Annotated in this window: 19 protein-coding genes; 12 read left to right on the top strand and 7 right to left on the bottom strand. The window is 36.8% G+C overall.

Annotated elements, in window-relative coordinates; translation table 11 throughout:
- Positions 1–3 precede the first annotated feature (3 nt).
- Complete coding sequence (locus M900_RS14585; protein ID WP_021275280.1) at positions 4–3,408, bottom strand: thiamine pyrophosphate-dependent enzyme; 3,405 nt, start codon at positions 3,406–3,408, stop codon at positions 4–6.
- A gap of 160 nt (positions 3,409–3,568) precedes the next feature.
- Here M900_RS14585 and hppD point away from each other — a divergent pair, with 160 nt between their 5' ends.
- Positions 3,569–4,648, top strand: a complete 1,080-nt coding sequence (gene hppD / locus M900_RS14580) for a 4-hydroxyphenylpyruvate dioxygenase (RefSeq protein ID WP_021275347.1) — start codon at positions 3,569–3,571, stop codon at positions 4,646–4,648.
- Positions 4,649–4,683: 35 nt separating this feature from the next.
- On the opposite strand, the gene M900_RS14575 is transcribed toward hppD, so the two are convergent.
- Positions 4,684–4,989 (bottom strand): helix-turn-helix domain-containing protein, encoded by a 306-nt coding sequence (locus tag M900_RS14575; RefSeq protein ID WP_021275498.1) that lies wholly within the window; start codon positions 4,987–4,989, stop codon positions 4,684–4,686.
- 68 nt (positions 4,990–5,057) lie between these two features.
- On the opposite strand from M900_RS14575, the gene M900_RS14570 reads away from it, so the two are divergent.
- A complete protein-coding gene (locus M900_RS14570) occupies positions 5,058–5,975 on the top strand; it encodes an MBL fold metallo-hydrolase (protein WP_021275465.1) in 918 nt (305 codons plus the stop codon).
- On the opposite strand, the gene M900_RS14565 is transcribed toward M900_RS14570, so the two are convergent.
- Together M900_RS14565 and M900_RS14560 are read right to left on the bottom strand one after the other, a co-directional pair.
- On the bottom strand, positions 5,938–7,080 hold the full coding sequence (locus tag M900_RS14565; protein WP_034732839.1) for a PDC sensor domain-containing protein: 1,143 nt from the start codon (positions 7,078–7,080) through the stop codon (positions 5,938–5,940). The two genes, M900_RS14570 and M900_RS14565, sit on opposite strands and share 38 nt — an antisense overlap.
- Entirely contained in the window at positions 7,077–8,639 is a 1,563-nt protein-coding gene (locus M900_RS14560) for a methyl-accepting chemotaxis protein (protein WP_021275652.1), read from the bottom strand. Before M900_RS14560 ends, M900_RS14565 begins: the two co-directional genes overlap by 4 nt.
- Positions 8,640–8,857: 218 nt before the next feature.
- On the opposite strand from M900_RS14560, the gene M900_RS14555 reads away from it, so the two are divergent.
- From M900_RS14555 to M900_RS14515, 9 genes are all read left to right on the top strand, one after another.
- Positions 8,858–9,172, top strand: a complete 315-nt coding sequence (locus tag M900_RS14555) for an EthD family reductase (RefSeq protein WP_021275577.1) — start codon at positions 8,858–8,860, stop codon at positions 9,170–9,172.
- A 14-nt stretch (positions 9,173–9,186) separates the two neighbouring features.
- Positions 9,187–9,966: an enoyl-CoA hydratase-related protein gene (locus M900_RS14550; protein WP_021275546.1), complete on the top strand. Its 780-nt coding sequence runs from the start codon at positions 9,187–9,189 to the stop codon at positions 9,964–9,966.
- Positions 9,967–10,755, top strand: coding sequence for an enoyl-CoA hydratase/isomerase family protein (locus M900_RS14545; protein ID WP_021275654.1), 789 nt, complete (start codon positions 9,967–9,969; stop codon positions 10,753–10,755). It begins immediately after the preceding gene.
- Between the two features lie 12 nt (positions 10,756–10,767).
- Positions 10,768–11,580 (top strand): Phenylacetic acid catabolic protein, encoded by an 813-nt coding sequence (locus M900_RS14540; RefSeq protein ID WP_021275327.1) that lies wholly within the window; start codon positions 10,768–10,770, stop codon positions 11,578–11,580.
- A 63-nt stretch (positions 11,581–11,643) separates the two neighbouring features.
- Complete coding sequence (locus M900_RS14535; protein WP_021275432.1) at positions 11,644–12,510, top strand: 3-hydroxyacyl-CoA dehydrogenase NAD-binding domain-containing protein; 867 nt, start codon at positions 11,644–11,646, stop codon at positions 12,508–12,510.
- Positions 12,500–13,162 (top strand): 3-hydroxyacyl-CoA dehydrogenase family protein, encoded by a 663-nt coding sequence (locus M900_RS17400; protein ID WP_021275312.1) that lies wholly within the window; start codon positions 12,500–12,502, stop codon positions 13,160–13,162. Before M900_RS14535 ends, M900_RS17400 begins: the two co-directional genes overlap by 11 nt.
- Positions 13,163–13,176: 14 nt before the next feature.
- Positions 13,177–14,373 (top strand): thiolase family protein, encoded by a 1,197-nt coding sequence (locus M900_RS14525; protein WP_021275424.1) that lies wholly within the window; start codon positions 13,177–13,179, stop codon positions 14,371–14,373.
- A 14-nt stretch (positions 14,374–14,387) separates the two neighbouring features.
- Positions 14,388–15,878 carry an aldehyde dehydrogenase gene (locus tag M900_RS14520; protein WP_021275512.1) on the top strand — a complete coding sequence of 497 codons (1,491 nt, stop codon included), beginning with the start codon at positions 14,388–14,390 and terminating at the stop codon, positions 15,876–15,878.
- Positions 15,879–16,051: 173 nt separating this feature from the next.
- Positions 16,052–16,267, top strand: coding sequence for a hypothetical protein (locus M900_RS14515; RefSeq protein ID WP_021275621.1), 216 nt, complete (start codon positions 16,052–16,054; stop codon positions 16,265–16,267).
- Between the two features lie 28 nt (positions 16,268–16,295).
- On the opposite strand, the gene M900_RS14510 is transcribed toward M900_RS14515, so the two are convergent.
- Entirely contained in the window at positions 16,296–17,516 is a 1,221-nt protein-coding gene (locus tag M900_RS14510) for a trypsin-like peptidase domain-containing protein (RefSeq protein ID WP_021275541.1), read from the bottom strand.
- Between the two features lie 120 nt (positions 17,517–17,636).
- Between M900_RS14510 and M900_RS14505 the strand changes: the two genes are divergently transcribed.
- Positions 17,637–18,044: a DUF523 domain-containing protein gene (locus tag M900_RS14505; protein WP_021275420.1), complete on the top strand. Its 408-nt coding sequence runs from the start codon at positions 17,637–17,639 to the stop codon at positions 18,042–18,044.
- A 3-nt stretch (positions 18,045–18,047) separates the two neighbouring features.
- On the opposite strand, the gene M900_RS14500 is transcribed toward M900_RS14505, so the two are convergent.
- The gene (locus tag M900_RS14500; protein ID WP_021275505.1) at positions 18,048–19,622 is read right to left on the bottom strand and encodes a methyl-accepting chemotaxis protein; all 1,575 of its coding nucleotides are present in this window, start codon (positions 19,620–19,622) and stop codon (positions 18,048–18,050) included.
- Between the two features lie 269 nt (positions 19,623–19,891).
- A complete protein-coding gene (locus M900_RS14495; RefSeq protein WP_021275611.1) occupies positions 19,892–20,725 on the bottom strand; it encodes a flagellin in 834 nt (277 codons plus the stop codon).
- Positions 20,726–20,853: the final 128 nt, after the last annotated feature.

The raw sequence follows: 20,853 nt of genomic DNA, 5'->3' as shown, positions 1-20,853 counted from the left end.
TAATTACTGATATAGAAAGGCCGCACTTTCGTAGCGAACTTTTCGATAACCTTTTACATTTTCTAATTGTCTAAGACTCATCAGAGGTTGAGCTTCCTTTGGTACTTTATTAAAAAGAGCATCTCTGATCTTCAAAGAAATCTCACGCTCTTTATGATGCCAATTTCCAAGCACAAATCTAAGAATACGAGCATGTCTCATGATCTTAAGCATCCAGTCCGTAGGAGAAATATCAAATTCGATAGTCTTACCAAAAACATCAAAGGCCGGTCTATTGATACGAGTTTTCCCATAACCTGTTCCTAAGTTAGCATAACGGTCATCATCCATCGCCTTTAGAAGGGGAGAAATCATCTGATGAGAAATGTAAACCTCATCTTTAATAATGAAAGTCTTTGCATAAGTTCTAGCAGCGATTTTAAAGTGTTTTGAATCCGGATAAATATCTTTTAAAGCTACAAGACCACTAATAAACTCATCAATATTTTGTCCTCTATCAAAAATAAACTGATCATGAACAAAAGTTATCAAGTCGTTACGTGAAATGTCAGAAATTTTAGTAGTAATCTTATTACAAGAGTCCTTAAACTTCTCAAGAATATATTTTCTTTTTTGCCAAGGAAGGAGTGACTCGCTAACTGACTGAGTCGCTAAGTCAAAATAAGACTCTGCTTTATGCTTTAAAACATTCTGGTACTTCGCTTCGAAAGCATTGTTCCCAAGGCTTACCATTTCACGGCCTAACTCAAAAGCAATAAGATTATTATCAACCTCATTTCCTTTAATAGATGCTCTTAATGCATTTTGTATGTCTTCATGAGCAAATGGAACTTTTCCATATTGATAAGCAACACCAAGAATCATCGAAGAAGCGTATACGGACTTTCCAAGTAAATTCTCAGACCATTTCTTTAAAGGAAATAGTCTAATTCTCTTATCTTCAGAATTACTAAGCTGATCACGAATTTCAATTGCATCAAGGTTACGATCAAGAAGAATTGAAAGTGGAACTTGATAATCTTGATCAAAAATAGCTAATCCATCTTCTTTTAAAAAGCTAAGCTGATTCGCACCATCAAGTAGATCTGGAGAAACTAAGACATCAGAACTTCCGATCGGCGTCACGGCGCCCATGGAATTTATAGATGGACAAATAGACATATGACTTGTCACGTTTCCATTACGTTGAGCAAGACCCTTTTGATCCATAAACTTAAAATCAAGGTCATCGTGCCCCCCCATTTTGATTGAGGCATTTGCGATAATCTTAGAAATTGTCGTAATCCCTGATCCTCCAACACCAGTCACAACCATTCGCCATGGTGTTCCTGCTGCGATTGTATCGAGAGTCTTTTCTCTTTCTGGTTCAGTGAGAGAAGAGAAATCAAACTTCATATTGTTAGAGATATATTTAGATGGATGATAATTCTTAACCGTTACAAGTTCAAAACTTGGACACGCCTTCATCTTAGTGCAGTAACTATCAGACACACAGATCTGAGGATCAATTGAGACCTTCGTACCGTAAGCATCGTGAACTTGAGTAAGACCTGGACATCCAGTGGCCTCGACACAAACACGACAATCTTCGCAAGCTAAAGTATTAATCTGATAAAAATTCTTTTCTTTAATTACACCAGACTGCTTGATTTCATTTCTTTCTTGTACTCTCTTCTTACTTTGAAAAGTAAGCGAGCACTCTTTATTCGAAACGATAACTTTTACGCCACTTTTCTTTATAAAGTCGCGCATCACATTCTGGTAGAAATAGCGATCACTTGGATTAACTTCAATAGTTTGAGTAACACCAAGAGATTTCACGACGGCCAACATATTTTGTCTTGGTCTTGTCTTACCCTCGACAGAGATCCCAGAGGCTGGCGTCATCTGATGTCCAGTCATCGCTGTATTATCATTATCAAGAAGGATATAAGTAATATCATGATCCATCTGTAAAGAGTTAGAGATATCAGTAAGACCAGAATGAAAGAAAGTAGAATCCCCCATCAAAACAACACTTGGATTTTCAGTAAATAAATCAACACCAGCACCAAGGGCCCCACCTTGTCCCATGGCCGAAAGGTTATGCATCTCTTTAAATGGAGGTAGGAAAGAAAGTGAGTAGCAACCGACATCCCCATGAGTGATAAGATCAATGCCATCTTTTTTAAGATGACTTCTTAAATCTTTTAGAAGAGACAATGTTTCGCGATGCGGACATCCGGGGCAAAAAGTAGGAAGTCTTCTTGGAAGAATTTCACCAAATGGACGAGCTTCAAACTTAATGCTATCGCAACTTTTATAGCCAAACTCTTTTAAAAGAATTTCTAGTTTATCTCTGATAATTTCAAAGCTTAAACCACCATAGGCAGGAAAACCTTCCTGGCCTTTAAATTCTTTTCCAAAAATTTCAAGCTCAAGCCCATATTTTTGGCAAAGCTGTTTAATTTCAGTTTCAAGGAAGCCGCGCTTTTCTTCAATAACAACTAGCTTTTTTAAACCTTTTAAATATGGAACTAAAAGATCGTCAACGAGCGGATAAGAAGCTGCCAACTTGTATAGGGAAAAATGAGAAAGATAATCAGCTTCCTCAAAAATTTGCTTAACCGATTCGAAAATAACTCCCGAACTAATATAACCAATTTCACTATTTATATTTCCAAAAACCTTATCAAGATTTAATTTCTTTAATGCTTCTTTGATTTTTGGAAAACGCTCTTTAATCATCGCATGATCAGCAAAGAGCGAGTTTGGAGGAACCATAACATTCTTAGAAAGATCGAAAGTAGAAGGGTCAAGATTAATAAGCTCTTTTGGAACTTCCTTCTCGGTGCTTAAGTCTACCCTTCCTCCTCCTTCGGCCAGGAATGTCGTAAGAACAAGACCTTGATATAAACTTGTCATCTTTGAGATTTCAAGGGCCTTACCAATCCAGTCTTTTAATTCCTGTGGAGTTGAAGGCTCAAGAAAAGATATATGGAGATGTTTAAATAGATAACGTGAATCAGCTGCTGTTGACGTTGACATCGACCAAGGATCATCACCTACAACGACAACAGTTCCAGGGTAGCGAGTCTCCCCTGTTACCTCATCTGTATAAGGGATGCCAGGGTTGGCGAAATTCCCAACAGAAAGCGCATCACTGGCCACATGAAGCCCCATGGACTTCATTGCGACCATACAGTCACGTCCCGCTTGTTTTGCACCCGAAGCCATCGCAGCAGCATTGGCCTCAGAGTTTGCTATAACAACTCGAATCCCTTTTTCATGAAACTCATTTTTTTTTGCGTAGAGAATATTAAAGTACTCAGCAAGTGGTGAGCCTGGATAACCAGTATATAAAGAGAATCCTGCTTCAAGGCCCCCTTGAACAATGATCTCATTGCCATTTAAAATTTTATGCGCCATATAAATCTGTCTCCCTTAAACGAGAAAATACTAACTTATATTTCACCGATGTGCTAGCTCACTAAACGAAACATTGCAGCATCTGATTTTCGTGCGTTGTGCCTTAAAAAAGCACATCAAGCTCCATAGACTGTAAAAAAAATTAACAAAGGACATTAAGTTGAAATCTAAAATCAGTGCGGAAAACCCACTTGGAATTTTGGCCATCGATCACTTGGAATTTACATGTGATACACTCGACACAAAAACAAAAAATTTATTCTATACATTTGGCTTTGAAAAAACTTATGAAAACCAAGGTCTTGATCTTGAGTTATTTTCACAGGGTCAAGTAAGGTTCCTTCTTAATGCATCAAAGAAGGAAACTGATCACTCAAGAAAATATTTTAATGCTCATGGAGAAGGTGTTTCAAAGATAAGCTTCCTTGTTGAAGACTGTGAACACGCAATTAACGAAGCATTAAAAAGAGGTGCCGAAGAAGTTAGTGGGCTCAAAGTAATCGAAAGCGAGCACGGAATGTATTTAACTGCAGCAATCAAGGGCTTTGGTGATGTTGTAAACGAATTTGTACAAAGACCAAATACTTACTTCCGTCCCTGGTTAACAAAACTTGACTCTGATGCTAACGCACGCCCACTTTCTGCACGTGTTGCAAGAATTGATCACCTCACAAATAATGTTCCAAAAGGTGAAATGAAGAAATGGGTAGAATTCTACGATAGAATTTATGGATTTAAAGTAACACGTTACTTTGATATCAAAGGCGTAAAAACTGGTCTTCAATCAGAAGTAGTTCAACTTCCAAATGGCGAAGTTATCATTCCAATTAATGAGCCAGAAGTTGAAGGTGGAAAATCACAAATTCAAGAGTTTTTAGATCTGCATAAAGGACCAGGGGTTCAACATATTGCCCTAACATGTGGAAATATTCTTTCAACTGTTGCAGACCTTAGAGAGCGTGGAATAAAGTTTCTCGATATCCCATCAACTTATTATGAAGACATCCCAAAAAGAGACTTCAAAGTTGAAGAGGATATTAAAGATTTAGAAGATAGACAGCTCCTTGTCGATGGTGACCCAGAAGGGTATTTAATTCAAAACTTTACTGAAACATATGTTGGACCACTATTTTTTGAATTTATTCAAAGAAAGAAGCACAACGGCTTTGGTGAAGGAAATTTCCAAGCACTTTTTGATGCGATCGAAAGAGATCAGCAAAAAAGAGGGTACCTCGACTAACAAGACAACAAGAGGGACATTCAGTCCCTCTTTTTTTAACTATAATAAACTCTATCAGACCAATTACATAAGGCCACGAGAATATTTCGTGCTTCAAGTCCATTCATTGTTAACATGTAATCATTGCCATCTTTGATCACAAGATTATCTCTTTGTAGCTCCTTGAGAGAAACTGATAACATTTTATCAGAGATTCCAACCACTTCACGAGAAACCCCAGCAAAAGTAAGCTTCTCTCGATACAAAAGTTGACCAAGTATTTTTATTTTCCATTTCCCGCCAAGCACATCAAGAGCGGTATAAATATTTCGTACGCTAATTTTAACTTCTTCTTCTGTCATAATTTCCTAACTTTTTGGTAAGTATTATTTAAAAGTTTTTTCATATATATTAAGCAAAAGGAGTTTTCATGTATAGATTATTATTTTTAGTACTTTTGTTAACATCATGTTCAAAAAGTATGGTTGTTAATAAAAGTTTCGATCAAAAGAAATACAAATTTCCAAAGAGGTCAGAGAACTACGTAAGCTTATCAAGAGTTCAAACAGGACACAATCTCTCCGCTGAATCACTTGTCATGGATCAAGGAAGAAACAATATCAATCACTACTCTATCCATCAGGCTTTTCTCATTGAGAAAAATAATCATCGAATTTTAATTGATACAGGCATGTCTAAAGATGGCAAAGCTCAACTGAGAGAAATTCCACAACCATTTCGATCGCTTCTTGATTATACTGAGGATGGAGACGTTAACTCAAAGTATCCACGAGATCTTGAAGCAATATTTATAACACATATGCACTTCGATCATGTCAGTGCAATTAAAGATTTGGCAGAGAATAAGAAAACTAAAATTTTCATATCTAATGAAGAATTTGAAAGCGCAATGGCCGAAAAACCACCTTTTGGCTATATTCCTCTACAGTATGATTCAAAGGATCTAAAATGGGAGAAGATTAAATTCACGGAGAAAACTTATGGTCCATTTCCAAGATACTTTGACTACCTAGGAGATGGAACGATTATTATCGTAGAACTACCAGGCCATACAAAAGGCTCAATTGGAATTCTAGTAAACACTCAAGAGACAAGAGTTTTCCTTGTCGGAGATGCTGTTTGGTCTATCGAAGAAGTCATTAGCCAAAAATCGAAATCAAAGCTAGCAAGTTACCTCGTAGATGAAGATAAAGAACAGACCCTTAAAACAATTAAACTCCTACATAATATTTGGATGGCAAACGCAGACACAAGAATCGTTCCGGCCCATGATTTGAAAGCATCAATATTTATAAATTCAATCGATAATGCAAAAGAAGTTCATTGATATCACAAGCGACAAACAAACCGCCAATAAATCTTCCGGCCTGGTCATGAAGAGGTATCGAAATACCAAGCTGGAAAACCTCTTCTGAGCGATCAAAGTAGATATTTTGAATGTGCAGTGGAGAAAATTGATTATTATCGCGAACAAGAGCAAATTTACTCTCATCAGATTGATCGAAATCACTTGTAACATTTAATGACGAGACTAGTGCTCCCTGTGCATTAAATGCAAAGATTTCATTAATGTATTTGTACTTTTCTTTAAAACTTCGAAGTAAGCTTGTATACTTATTACTCATAACTTCAGTACGAAGAGTACGCCGTTCAAAACTCTCTTCTCCTGTCCACACGGCCTCCCTTTTAGAGACGTCATTATAAACTTTAAATGGCCCGTTTATTCGAGAGCCCATAGCTAAGAAATCTTTAGCAATCTCTGAAAAAATCTTTTTTTTCTTATCATCTGGTAATTTGAAATCCATAGAAGAAAGACAACTTAAAAAATTATGTGAAAGTTGATCAATCGAAGACTCAGATTTTCGGACAAAGGATTTACTAACTTTAAGTCCCATACTTTCAAAATGTAAGCTTTGAATTTTATATTTCTTTAAATTAATTTCTCTTGGAAGTTGAGAACGACGCAAAACAACTGCATCACTGCGACGTCTTTCGAGACCACCAATAAGAGCCTCAACACTCGACACAGAATATAGCCTGTCGATGCGTCGATCAAACTTCTGAAGATAGTCGAGGTCTTCTTTAAGAGCCCCAACATTTAGCTTATCACCTAAATCCTCACCAAAGCGTGACATCAGCAAAAGTTCATCAATATATAAGGGAAATAGACCCAAGTCATTCTTATTCTCTTCCACTGAAATAGGGTAATAAGCATCGAGAACCTCATCTTTAAAACTACTTTTTACTCTCTGCTTAGGTAGTGTGATCATTTTGACTGTCAAACGTTTTTTCCTAACTGCACATTCAAGAATGCTTTGAATTTCAGATACCTTTAGAAAACCCAAATTATTATCTATGCGACCGACGACTAACGTCTGTGCGATACATGGGTAAGTAATTAAAAATATAAATACAAGTTTTTTTACTCTCATATCATCTTATTCAGTTCCTCTATCGATTCGCTTAATAACTCTGAAACATTATGAATATTCCTAGACAGATTTTCAACCTCATTTGAACGCTGAGCAGTCACCTGGTTTGAATCATTGATTTCCTGTACCGCTGAGTTTATTTCCTCGACACCTACACTTTGTTCCTTCGATGCGTCTGCAATTTCAATAGACGATGAAGATATGGACTCAAACATTGTACTAATTTTTTGCAGTACACTTTCACACTCTTGCGACAGATTTAAACATTCTTCAATTAATGATTTATTATTATTAACTCCAGCAAAAACCTCATCTTTTGAGCGCTGAATAATCCCCGAAATACTACCAAAACTATTATCAAGTTCTGTGGAGATTTCATTTGCTGACTTACCACTTTGCTGAGCAAGACCACCTATCTCCTCAGCAACAACAGCAAAGCCCTTTCCATGCTCTCCAGCACGGGCTGCCTCAACAGAAGCGTTGAAGGACAGCAATTTTGTCTGAAAAACGATATCGTTAATAACGCTAGTCTTACTTTGAATTTCATTAAATACACCAAGAATTTCAGAAAGACGTGTGTGGTTTTCATCAACACTTTTTCCAAGATCTTGAGACGCCTGGTTAACATCCTTAATTCTTTCAGCAAGTTTAAAAATGAGACCAATCCCCTCTGATAGTTGATTCTTACCGGTTCCAACCATATCAGCAGAATTTACAGCAATATCAGTGTTCTTTTTTACCATCTGAGAGATTTCGTGAAGGGATGAAGATGTTTCCTCTACACTGGCAGATTGCTCTTGAGCAATAGATGATAATTCAACTGACTTATTTGAAAGGTTCTCGGAAATATTATTAAGATCATCTTTATTTCCATTAATTGTCTTAACAGCAAAAGAAATCTTCTTCGTGATATTTCTTACAATGAAGAAACTTAATAATCCAGAAGATAGTAAACCAATTATTAACGCTAAAATTAACTCCTTAACGGATGAATTGTATGTCTCTTGTGCACCTTCAAACTCTTTATCTGCATAATTTAAAATAAATTCTTGAAGAGCATCAAGATCACCTCTTGAGTCTTCAAAGAGTTTTGAGGCTCCGTGTAAAGATTTTTCAACATAATCTTTTCTAGATCCCTTATAATCTACCTTTAAAATTGGTAGGTTCTTATCTGAGAACTGCGCCCAACTCTCATACTTCTTTGTAAAGCTTTCAATAAGCTTCTTTTCTTCCTCGGTTGCAGCGAGCTTAGCAAAAGTTGAAAATCGTTCAATAACTTGCTTTCTATTTTTATCATAATCTTTAACTAGAGATGCATATTCCTTATCACTTAATCCGTCCATCAAAAGAGTTCTCTCAGCGACAAGTGCTTGCTGAAAGTCTCTATCGGCCTGAACAAGATTATCTATTGATGGTAAACGTTTTTCAAAAACAGAAACAAGTCCATTGTTAACAGTTTTTATTGAGAAGTAACTCAGGGCACTAATGACAAGTTGAAAAAAAATAAGGACTAAAACTAACGAAAAAATCTGAACATTGATCTTTCGAAATATTTTCATAAATACCACCATACTTAAAATTAATCTCTATTTAGTTAATTATCGGAAAGTATTGAAATTAAACAAAGTAAATTATTGTTAATTTTCAATAATAATTGTTAAATATCAATATGGTAGAGCAAAGTAACACACTAATAAGCATGCGCTGAGTCTTATCAGAGGCTCCTTAAATCCCTATACTTTATGGAATTAATTATCTTTAAGAAAGGGACATATCTATGTATAAATTGATCGCAATTTACAAAATTCCAAATGATATTGATGCATTTGAAAAACACTATAACGAAGTTCACGGGCCACTAGCTGCTAAAGTTCCAGGTCTTGTAGAGCTTCGTGTAAATAAAATCCAAGGTACTCCGGCCGGAGCAAGCAACCTACATATCATTGCAGAAATGGTTTTCAAAAATAAAGATGACTTTAAAGTTGCAATGAAGTCAGAGGAAAATGCAGCAGCTGGAAAAGACCTTATGAGCTTTGCAAAAGATATTGTCTCAATTCACTTTGCAGAAGAAGTAGTAACAAAACCACTTTAATCAAGGATTCAATCTTGGAAAATATTATTGTTGAACATCCATATAACGGTGATAAACATGTTGCCCTTATAAGGCTCAATAGACCGAAAGTCTTAAATGCACTTTCTACAGAACTCATGCAAGAACTTGTTGAAGCTCTCTTCGATCTTGAAGATAACGATGTTGTTCGCTCAATAATCTTAACGGGTAACGAACAAGCATTTGCGGCCGGAGCCGATATCGCACAAATGGTTGAAGCCACACCTATTGATCAAATTACAGATAATCGTTTCAGATCATGGCAACAATTGGCAATGATAACAAAACCGATTATTGCAGCAGTTAATGGTTATGCTCTAGGTGGCGGCTGTGAACTAGCAATGTCTTGTGACATTATGATTGCATCAGACTCTGCAAAATTTGGACAACCAGAAATTAAGATTGGGACAACGCCAGGAGCTGGTGGAACACAACGCTTAACGAGGGCTATCGGTAAGAGCAAGGCAATGATGATGGTTCTAACAGGTGAAATGATCGATGCAAAAACAGCATACGATTGGGGGCTAGTTGCCAAAGTAACTCCAGTTAAAACACTTCTACAAGAAGCTTATGAACTGGCCAAGACAATTGCCAATAGAGCTCCTGTAGCAGTTAGACTATGTAAAGAGTCAGTTAATAAGGCCTATGAAATGAGTCAGTCTGATGCTATTGATTTTGAAAGAAGAAACTTCTATCTAACTTTTGCTTCTCGTGATCAAAAAGAAGGAATGAGAGCTTTTCTCGAAAAAAGAGAACCAGAATACAAAGGTGATTAAATGAGTGAATTTAAAAATATTTTAGTAACAAAAGAAAACTTCACAGGAACGATCACAATTAATCGTCCAGAGGTTTATGGCGCTCTCACAAAAGAAGCGAAGTTCGAATTAATTAGAGCAATTAGACAGTTAAATAAAGATAGCGAAGTTGGTTGTATTATTCTCACAAGTGAAGGAAAAGCATTTTGTTCAGGACAAGATCTCAACGATCGCACAGTACAAGCAAGTGATCGTGCTGTCGACCTAGGCGAAACGCTTGAGACAGAGTGGAATCCACTTGTAAATGCAATTAGAGAATCTAAGAAGATTGTGATTGGTGCAATCAATGGTGTTTGTGCTGGAGCAGGTGTATCAGTTGCTCTCGCATGTGACCTCATTGTTTCTCATCCGGATGCAAAATTTGTTTCAGGCTTTTCAAAACTTGGCCTTTGTCCAGATGCTGGAGCGACAAAGACTTTCACTCAAGCTCTTGGACCAAAAAAAGCACTTGAATTTTTCTTATTCAATGAAGCCTTAACTGCACAAAAAATGACTGAAGCAGGTCTTATAAACGCACAAGATGAACAGTTTCTTGAAGTAGCGAAAAAATGGGCAAGAGATATTAATCTCTTAGCTCCGATGAGTGTTGAAATTATAAAAGAAAATATCTCACGCGCTCAAGACTTAGACTATAATGAAGTTATGAGCAGAGAAGTAAGCTCACAGCGCTTCCTGGGCAATTCAGAAGATTACAAAGAGGGCCTTAATGCATTCTTTGAAAAGAGATCACCAAAATTTTTAGGAAAATAATAAGGAGTTTATATGAGTGCAAGACAATATACAGAAGAAGAAATCAAATTATTTGATGAAATTAGAAATGGTAGAAAATTTGATGCTGGTGAAGAATTACCTCCGCTATACAAGAAGGCGTTAAAAAATCTTCTTTGGATGCAACATGACTCAGAATACTCTGGGGCCCTAGGTTATGCTCCATGGATTGAGAAAGCTCCAACAATGCAAGAAAAAGTAATTGTTGCACAAATTGTAAAAGATGAAATGAGACATGCTTCAGTTATCTACAAGCTCCTAGAAGGTCTTGGAGAGGACGTAATGTCACATATTGAAAAAACAGAGCTTGGCTGGAAGAGTCCAGAAGATAAAGCTCAAATTGGTTTTCAAAGATTAAAAGATGATTACAGAGTTAATATCTTCTATTACGGAATTAACTTCTGGGAAGACTTTATTCTATTTAACTTCCTAATGGACAGAGCAGCTGGTCATCAACTAGAAGACACACTAGATTCAAGTTACCTTCCTTGGAAAAAAGGAATCGAAGGGATTTATAAAGAAGAAATCATGCACCTTGCTCACGGAGACAAGTGGATCAAGATACTTGCAGCGAGTGAGAAAAAAGATTTCTTACAGGAAAGATTGAATATTTGGTGGCCACGAGTGATGAACGTTTTTGGTTCAACTTCAGGTCGTTCAAATGATCTCTATGTAAACCTTGGGCTTAAGAAGAGAAATAATCAAATGGTAAGAGATACTTTCGTAAAAGAAGTTCAAGACATGTGTGAACAAGCAGGCCTTGTACTTCCTGAATACAAAGAGGAAGAACAACCAACAAGACAATAGTCATCACAAAAAAGAGGGGGAGCTCTCTCCCCCATCTTAACTTCATCTAAAGGAATCCACAGGATGGAAATAAATAAAGTTCTCATTATTGGTGCTGGCACCATGGGAAGAGGTATAGCTCAATGGTTTGCGCAACAAGGAGTTATTGTTGAACTAACCGACGCTGTATCAGAGATGGCAATAAAATCTCAAAAAATGATTGCGGACTCTCTAAATACTTTAAAGGCCAAAGGTAAATTTACAGAAGCACAAGTTACTGCAACACTAAACAATCTCAAAGTTGTTGACCTTGAAAATTACTCAACTGATTCAGATCTCGTAATTGAGGCTATTATTGAGGATTTAAAAATCAAGACCGATCTCTTCTTAAAACTCGATAAAACCATGAGTAAGCATACAGTACTTGCTTCTAATACCTCAAGTATACCAATTACAACATTAGCAAGAAACCTTTCAAAAGGAAGACAAGAAAAAACTCTTGGTCTTCACTTCTTCAATCCAGCGACTATTATGAAGTTGGTAGAAATCATCGAAACTCCTTGGTCTTCAAAAGAGCTCGCTAACAATCTAAAAACATGGTTTGCAGCTCAAGGAAAGAAACCAGCAATTTGCAAAGACTACCCTGGATTCATTGTTAATCGCGTCGCTCGTAACTTCTATGGAGAAGCTTTTCAAGTACTAGAAAGTTATGACCAAGATAAAATTAAGGAAATTGATGAAGTGATGACAGAGGTTGGTGGCTTTAAAATGGGTCCTTTTACTCTAATGGATCTCATTGGAATTGATATCAACTATGACGTTACTTGTAGCGTTTGGAATAGCTACTACAATGACCCAAGATTTAGGCCGCATCGAGTTCAAAGAGAAATGGTCGACAGTGGTCGCATTGGAAAAAAGGTCGGGAAAGGATTTTATAGCTATGACAAGTAAACTCATTTTAGCAACAGATAACCACCCTCTAGCTCAAGCACTAGCTGGGACAGATTACGATATTCTTGAAGTAGACTCGCAAGCTCTTTATGAACTTTCACCAAATGACTTTGAGAATAGAGAAATGATTCTTGATTTCACTGTAATGGATACGGATTCAAAAGCTGAATTACTTCTGAGTATTGAAAACTATACAGATGCACCAATTTTTAGTGATACAACTATTAACTGGGGTGATTATTTAGTAAAGAATATAAGTAGCCTAACAACATGTTTCGCAGGAGCTTTCTACTCTCCAAACCAAACAGTTGAAGTATCGTCAAGAGATGATCATTCATTTGAATTAATGACAAACTTTCTCAAAGAGATTGGCCTTAAATCAAAAAGAGTCGAAGCTCCGGGAATCTGTTTTACTTACCCAAGAATTATTTCCATGATTATCAATGAGGCTCATTTTGCAAAAGATGAGAATTTAGCAACTGATGAATCACTTGATACGGCCATGAAGTATGGAGTTAACTACCCTCTAGGCCCAATTGAATGGTCAGAAAAGATTGAACCAATATTTGTTTACCACGTGTTAACAGAACTATACAAAGTTACGGAAGACAGCCGTTACCGTGTTAGCAAATCACTTAAATTAAAAATTTAGTACCGGAGAATTATATGAAAGATGTATTTATCATTCACGCTAAGAGAACTCCCATTGGAAAGCTTGGAGGCAGTCTATCTCACTTTCGTGTAGATGACATGCTCGCAACTCTTTTTAGAGATTTTAAAGATTCTTTTAGTTTTGATATGAAAGAAATTGATGACGTTATCACAGGCTGTGCAAATCAGGCAGGCGAAGATAACAGAAATCTTTCGAGAATGGCCACGATTCTCGCGGGTCTTCCTCTTGAAGTTCCTGGAGTTACGGTTAATAGATTATGCGCATCAAGCCTTGATGCCATCATTGATGGATACTCAAGAATTGCTTCAGGAATCGCTGACTGTATTCTTGTAGGTGGTGCAGAGAGCATGACTCGAGCACCATATGTTATGTCAAAAGGATCATCTGCATTTGGTCGAGACTCACAAATGTATGATACAACTTTTGGGTGGCGCTTCCCAAATCCAAAAATGAAAGAAATGTTTCCTCTTCTTGGTATGGGTGAAACAGCAGAAGAAGTTGCACAAAAGTTAAATATAACAAGAGAAGAGCAGGATCTTTTCGCTTACAACTCGCATATGAAGGCAAGTAAAGCTTGGGAAGATGGCAAATTTGCCAACGAAGTAGTTTCTCTCGAACTTCAACTAAAAAAAGAATTACTCAAAGTATCCGAAGACGAATGTCCACGTGCAAACACAACACTTGAACAAATGGCAAAACTTCCAGCTGTTTTTAGAAAAGGTGGAAGTGTAACACCAGGAAATTCTTCTCCCATGAATGATGGGGCAAGTTGTGTAGCAATAGTATCAGAAGATTTTTTAAGGAAGCATAACTTAAAACCACTAGCAAGAATAACAGGCGGAGCTGTCAGAGGAATTCATCCAAGTATTATGGGCCTTGGTCCGGTTGAGTCAACAAAAGTATTACTAAAAAAATTCAACAAGAAGATTTCTGATTTCGACGTTTTTGAATTCAACGAGGCTTTTGCTGTTCAAGCATTAGGTTGTATGAGAGAGCTTGAAGTTGATCCAGAAAAAGTGAATCTCAAAGGTGGTGCAATTGCACTTGGACATCCCCTAGGATGTTCAGGAGCAAGAATCACAACAACACTGACGCATATTCTTCAAGAAAATAAAAATTTCAAGCAAGCCCTTGCAACAATGTGTGTAGGAGTTGGACAAGGTGTGAGCTTAAGCTTAGAAAATTGCTAATTAACGAGGTAGATATGAAAGAAATTAAATTATTTATAAACGGTGAATTCAAAAATTCTTCAACTGGTGAAACTTTTGAATCAATTGATCCGTGTACAGGTGAACTTGTCGCTAAAGTTCATAATCCTTCACAAGAAGACATCAATGATGCCGTAGAAGCTGCTCATACAGCCTTCTACTCTAAGGAGTGGAGTGAAATGACAAGAGAGAGAAGAAGTGAAATCCTTCTTACGATCTCAGAAAAAATTAAAGAAAGAAAAAAAGAGCTAATCGAAGAAGAAATTAAGGACTCAGGTTCAACATTTAGAAAAGCAGCCGCAGATGTACACAACACTTCAGCATTTTTTAAGGTCATGAGTAAAGTAGCTGCGACATTCAACTTTGAAGAAATAGATGCAAAAGCATCAAGAGAAGGCTTTTCAAAAAATAAAAGACAATACACTCCAATCGGTGTTTGTGCACAAATTATCCCATGGAACTTCCCTCTCGTAATGGCCGGTTGGAAAATAGGACCGGTTCTTGCGACAGGTTGTACTACAGTTATTAAATCAGCAGCAGAAACGCCTGTAACAGCATCAATCCTGGCAGAGATTTTAAAAGAATCTGGAGTTCCAAATGGTGTTGTAAACGTAATCACGGGAGGCGCAAAAGAAGGTCAGGCCCTTATCTCTCACCCGAAAATATCTAAGGTAGCCTTCACTGGCTCAACAGCTGTTGGTAAAATTATTCTTGGTGAGTCTGCTAAAACAGTAAAAAAGACAACTCTTGAACTTGGTGGAAAGTCTCCAAACATCGTCTTAGATGACGCTGACCTTGATATTGCAGTAGATGGAGCACTATACGCATTCTTATATCACTCTGGTCAAGCATGTGACTCAGGAACAAGACTGCTTGTTCAAGAAGGAATCTATGACCAATTCATGGCAAAGTTCTTAACTCGAATTGAGCAAATTAGCATTGGCCAAACAAATGATAAAAATACAGGCTTCGGTCCAGTTGTATCTGAAAAGCAATTCAATACAATTATGCGATATATTGAAACGACAAAGAAAGAAGGAGCAAAACTTCTTTTTGGTGGCGAGAGAATCACCGGAGAGGGTTTTGATAAAGGTTACTTCATTAGACCAACGGCATTTGAAATTACGCCATCAAATACGATTTGGAAGGAAGAAATTTTTGGACCTGTTGTCGGAGTTACAAAGTTTAAAACTGAAGAAGAGGCCATAGCCCTTGCAAACGACTCAATCTATGGGCTAGCAGCAGCGATCTGGACACAAGACGAAAACAAAGCTAATTCGATTGCCTCTAAGCTTGAGGCCGGAACAATCTGGATAAATGAGTATCACCTTCTAAACCCGGGGATGCCATTTGGTGGTCTTAAAGAATCAGGAATTGGAAGGGAGATGGGAGTAGAAGGAATCCTTGCCTACCTCGAAGTTAAGCATATCTGGGAATCTGATTGTAATACACGTGAAGGCAAAATGTGGTTTGATGCCCTATTTTAGATAATTCATTGTAGGCCACGCTCTGTGGCCTACTTTCTACCATAATTAGTTTAAACCTAATCATACTCGGCCAAAAAAACGATTTTACCAAAATCTAAAAAAGGTAGAAAATTCTTAATTAGATAAATGTTAAGTATTGTGCTTAATAATTGAGACAATTGACCGGAGGCCACATGAAAAAATCACTTTTACTTTCAACACTTCTTCTACTTCTTTCTGTAAATATTTATGCAGACACAGACTCAGATATGGAAGATACAACTGCTGTTGAGACGACAACAGAATCAGAAGTTTCTGGAGACCAATCTCAATGGTACCAAAACCAAAACTCTACAACTGAAACAACAGAGTCAACAGAAGACTCTTCTGAATCAGGATCTGATTACTAATTATCAAGGCCATGTAAATGGCCTTTTTTTAATTACACTTTGAGATATAAAGACTAGAGACTTCTGCCCCATTATTCATCACACCGACTTCAAATAGAGAATAGTATTGATTACTTTTAATTTTAAATTTTATAGACTTATCAGTGTAGCAACGTGATACACGTGTACGATAAAGCTCATAATCAGCAGTTATTAATGGATAGAATTGACAGGAGTTAAAATCCACAAGATCTCTTTCATCGCCAATACATTCAGGGTGAGAGATTTTATAAAATTCCGTCTGCTCCCAATTATTTTGAGTCACAACAATTTTATTTTTTTCAAGCCCACCTGAAGTTCCATAAAAAAGTGTCGAGATAAAGAAGTTATACATCGAAGAAGAAGTCACACTTCCAATAGGCTGAGAGCACAGGGCTTCTTGCTCACGAGTCAATTTAATTTCAGGAAATAAATCGGATCTTTGATAAGCTAGGCAGTTTAACGGAGTCGCAATAAGCAGATTTCTCCCCTTCTTTGTCCCCATTAGATTATTAAAAATATCTGTCTTCTCTACAATACCAGTTGCTAGACCTACAACATTTCCATTTGAGTCTAAAATCGCTGCCCCTAGACTCTCTGCTCCTGGAGGACAATTTGTAAGGATAATTTCTCGCTGTTCTCCATTTTGTTGAAATGGGAAACGAATATTATTCTTTGTCATACGACAGTATTTTGTTTTTTCTAAATGATACTTATCGTTTTCGTAACTTCTCACAACATTCCATCTTTCGTATGATGATGTTGTCTTAAATGACTCCTTAGATAAAGTCACAGGCTCAACATCAAGCTCATCTGCAAGCTCAATATGAACAAAGAGATCTTCTTCTCCATTCGTATTTACAAATCCGTGAGTTATATTTTTACAAAGAGCTGCATTACCCTTAATGTCTTTAACAGCTATTCCTGTTGAACATTTTTCGATAAAACTTCCGATACATTCTCTAGAAGTTATAATGTCTTTTTTACTGATAAAAAAACCAGAACAGACATTAGAGTTCGCAATAAGGTCATTACTTAGATTCTTGATAACAAGACCATATGCGCTTGGGCATTTTGAATCTTCACAAGAAAACTCAATATTAGAAGCTAATACTGAAGTTGAAATCTTCGCTGTTCCAGGTGAGCTTGGCTTACTAAGATCAATCTTGTCGCCACCACCGCATGATGAAAATATTAGAATGCAAAGCAATCCGATTAAAATATTGTTCATTGTGTCCCCGTGTTGAGAAACTTGTAACACACCTAAATTTATTTAACAATGTGCATATAATTGTAGTGAAAAAAATTTAGAATGCCTTGAGACTATGCGTAAATATGGTAAGTTGCACAAATGAAAATAGTAAGCGCCTGCCTTGCTGGAGTTGAGTGTCGATACGATTGCAAATCTCAAGAAAGGGCAGAAATCATTGAAATTGTTGAAAGAGGTGAGGCCATTCCAGTCTGTCCGGAACAGCTCGGAGGTTTACCTACTCCAAGAACACCTGCAGAACTCATCGAAAAAAAAATAATTACACGTGACGGGAAAGATGTAACAAATAAATATAACTTAGGAGCTGAGCAGGCCCTTAAAATAGCAAAGCTTTCTAATGCCACGGAGGCCTTACTAAAAAGTAAGTCCCCAATGTGTGGTTGTGGGAAAATCTATGATGGAACCTTCACTGGAAACTTAATCGAAGGAGATGGTGTTTTTACCAAACTCTTGAAAGAGAATGGAGTCATTGTTAAGTCCATCGATTAAGAACTACCCCTCAACTAGTGTTAGTACTTGATCAACGACCTGATCTAAATTATTTGCCTCAGCTTTTAATTCTTGAGCATTTCTAGCCGCAATACTTGCAGCATTATTATTTTGACTCGTAACATCATCAAGTAATCTCATCGCATTAGTGATTTCGTTAACACCCTGAGACTGTTCACGACAAGCACTCGCAATTTCTGAAATCTTGATATTTACTTCATCTACATTTTTAACGATCTCATCTAGAACTTCCTTACATTGCACGGCCTTGGCCTTCCCAGCTTCGACAGTACTCTTACCTTGGTCAATAACATTCTTAACCATTGAAGAAGTATCACTAACAATCAACTCTACACTTTTGATTGATTCATCTAAAAGTTGCTTAATCTCATCACTCGCCTTACCTGACATATTGGCCAGATTTCCGACTTCTTCAGCAACAACAGCAAAACCTTTTCCACTTTCACCAGCACGAGCTGCTTCGACAGAAGCGTTAAATGATAGAAGTTTTGTCTGGAAAACAATATCGTTAATAACCTTAGTCTTGTCTTCGATATTTTTGATAATACTTAAAATGCCTGCAATTTTTTGATTACTCGATTCCATCTGCTCCATGGCCTCGTTATTATGCTTACCAATCATCTCTATTGTTTGAACCATTTGGTCGACAGTTTGTTTACCCTGAATAGCATGTTGTTGAGAAGCATCACTTGTCATTTTCGATTGCTCAGCAAAATCACTATTTCTGCCAATCATAGAAGATATCTCATCAACAGAGGCAACTGTTTCTTGTAAGCTCGCGGCCTGCTCAGTAGTCGCTTTTGAAAGAATATCTGATGTTTCAAAAGTATCTTCTGAGCCTTTCGTTACATTCTTTGACGATTCTCTAAGTCGTTGTGCCATTTGAAGAAGTGGATTTGAAACTCCTTTTTTCAAGATGATGAAAAAGAATATTCCCATAAGAGTAATTCCAATAACTCCAAAAATAATTTGTTGCAAGAATGTTTTTAAAATATATGCTTCAACATCTTCAAGATAAATACCTGTACCAACAACCCATCCCCATGGCTTATATAGTTCGACATATGAGAGCTTATCAACAAATTTATTCTTATCTGATTTAGAAATCCAAGAATAATAAATATAACCATTGTTTTGCTCTTTAACGAGTTTAACAATATCAAGAAATAATGGTTTTCCTTTTTTATCTACAAATTTTGTAACATCCGTCCCTTCTAAAGCTTTCGAAGGGTGGGCCACCATAAATGGTGTTAAATCATTAATCCATAAATAGTCATCTCCATCACGCCCATAGCGAATGGTTTTAACAAAGTGCTTAGCAATAACCTTAGCCTGCGCCTCAGAAATCTCCCCACTTAAAACTTTTTCTTCAAGTGATTTAAATTGCGCGATCACTGTCGTTGTAACGTCATGAATAGTATTTTTCTTCTCGAGAATCAGTGCCTTTCTAGTTGAGTTATATCCATAATACATAAAAGCGAGAAGAAACAAGATAAAAGGAATCAAGGCCATATTCAAAATTTTTGCATTTAAGCTAAGCTTTCTTTTCTTAAGCATGATGTTACTCCGACAATTTCCTGATTTATATCAACATTATCGAATCAACCCATAGGTTAACAAACTTAAAAAATATAAAATTTACTATTTAACTGAACTAGTTCTATGAATACAAAGGCTTAAGCTAGACAAATGATTGAATCGAAGTGTTAAAAGAAACTTACAGTTCTAAACAGAATTTAAAATTGAGAATTTTTAGTTGCACACATAAAAAAAGGCCCCGAATTCTCGGGGCCGATACCTTTTAAAAAGTTTAAGTATTGATTTAATTAACCAATAAGTTTTAGTGCTTGTTGTCCTTGTGCATTTGATTGAGCAAGAACCGAAGTACCAGCATTTGTAAGAATATCAAGCTTAGTCTTCTTAGCTGTTTCTGAAGCATAATCAGTATCTCTGATACGAGAGTTAGCTGCAGATAAGTTTTCAGAACTAATCTGTAAATTTTGAACAGTTGAAGTTAATCTGTTCTGCTTCGCTCCTAGCTCCGCTCTTTGTCCTGATACTTGTTGAATTGCATTGTCAATTGCTGCAAGACCATTTTGTGCGTCTTCCTTTGTTGAAACCGCAAGACCATCAACACCAAGACTTCCAATTGATGAGTTTAGAAGTTGTGTATCAAAAGAAATTCTATCTTGGAAAGCGTCGTTATTGATACCAATTTGGAAATCATAAGTATCACCTTCTCCATTTAGAAGTTTCTTACCGTTAAATTCAGTAACTTGCGAAATACGCTCTACTTCTTGCTTAAGGTTTTGATACTCAAGATCAGTAAACTTTCTCTCTGTATCTCCTACAGTATCCGAAGCTGACTGAACTGAAAGTTCTCTTAGTCTAATAAGAATGTTCGAAATTTCATTTAAACCACCTTCTGCAGTTTGAATCATTGAAATACCGTCATTCGCGTTTCTTTCTGCTTGATTTGTTGATCTAACTTGCGCCTTTAACTTCTCAGAAATCGCTAAACCTGCTGCGTCATCTGCTGAACGTACAATTCTTGTACCAGAAGATAACTTACCTAGTGTTTGTGCTTGATCAGCGCTGTTGTTTCCAAGTGTTCTTTGTGCTGCTAGAGATGTAACATTCGTGTTGATACGTAAACCCATTGATGCCTCCTTGATCACTTTCCCCGTGCTGGAGTTAGTACATACAACCTTGTATGTCCAATGAGCTTACTGCTCTTAATAACCTTTTTTGTTAGTTAAAAGTTACTGGTCATGCCGACCATTCATGA

The organism is Bacteriovorax sp. Seq25_V, assembly GCF_000447795.1.
Lineage (GTDB): Bacteria > Bdellovibrionota > Bacteriovoracia > Bacteriovoracales > Bacteriovoracaceae > Halobacteriovorax_A.
The sequence above is the reverse complement of the archived record's forward strand: the minus strand, read 5'-3'. Positions and strand labels throughout refer to the sequence as shown.

Coding starts and splice junctions, on each gene's coding strand:
- M900_RS17400 (WP_021275312.1), top strand. CDS start 12,500: ATGACAAGTAAACTCATTTTAGCAACAGATAACCACCCTCTAGCTCAA.
- M900_RS14500 (WP_021275505.1), bottom strand. CDS start 19,622: ATGCTTAAGAAAAGAAAGCTTAGCTTAAATGCAAAAATTTTGAATATG.
- M900_RS14565 (WP_034732839.1), bottom strand. CDS start 7,080: ATGAGAGTAAAAAAACTTGTATTTATATTTTTAATTACTTACCCATGT.
- M900_RS14555 (WP_021275577.1), top strand. CDS start 8,858: ATGTATAAATTGATCGCAATTTACAAAATTCCAAATGATATTGATGCA.
- M900_RS14510 (WP_021275541.1), bottom strand. CDS start 17,516: ATGAACAATATTTTAATCGGATTGCTTTGCATTCTAATATTTTCATCA.
- M900_RS14535 (WP_021275432.1), top strand. CDS start 11,644: ATGGAAATAAATAAAGTTCTCATTATTGGTGCTGGCACCATGGGAAGA.
- M900_RS14575 (WP_021275498.1), bottom strand. CDS start 4,989: ATGACAGAAGAAGAAGTTAAAATTAGCGTACGAAATATTTATACCGCT.
- M900_RS14525 (WP_021275424.1), top strand. CDS start 13,177: ATGAAAGATGTATTTATCATTCACGCTAAGAGAACTCCCATTGGAAAG.
- M900_RS14545 (WP_021275654.1), top strand. CDS start 9,967: ATGAGTGAATTTAAAAATATTTTAGTAACAAAAGAAAACTTCACAGGA.
- M900_RS14515 (WP_021275621.1), top strand. CDS start 16,052: ATGAAAAAATCACTTTTACTTTCAACACTTCTTCTACTTCTTTCTGTA.
- M900_RS14585 (WP_021275280.1), bottom strand. CDS start 3,408: ATGGCGCATAAAATTTTAAATGGCAATGAGATCATTGTTCAAGGGGGC.
- M900_RS14520 (WP_021275512.1), top strand. CDS start 14,388: ATGAAAGAAATTAAATTATTTATAAACGGTGAATTCAAAAATTCTTCA.
- M900_RS14495 (WP_021275611.1), bottom strand. CDS start 20,725: ATGGGTTTACGTATCAACACGAATGTTACATCTCTAGCAGCACAAAGA.
- M900_RS14570 (WP_021275465.1), top strand. CDS start 5,058: ATGTATAGATTATTATTTTTAGTACTTTTGTTAACATCATGTTCAAAA.
- M900_RS14540 (WP_021275327.1), top strand. CDS start 10,768: ATGAGTGCAAGACAATATACAGAAGAAGAAATCAAATTATTTGATGAA.
- M900_RS14560 (WP_021275652.1), bottom strand. CDS start 8,639: ATGAAAATATTTCGAAAGATCAATGTTCAGATTTTTTCGTTAGTTTTA.
- M900_RS14505 (WP_021275420.1), top strand. CDS start 17,637: ATGAAAATAGTAAGCGCCTGCCTTGCTGGAGTTGAGTGTCGATACGAT.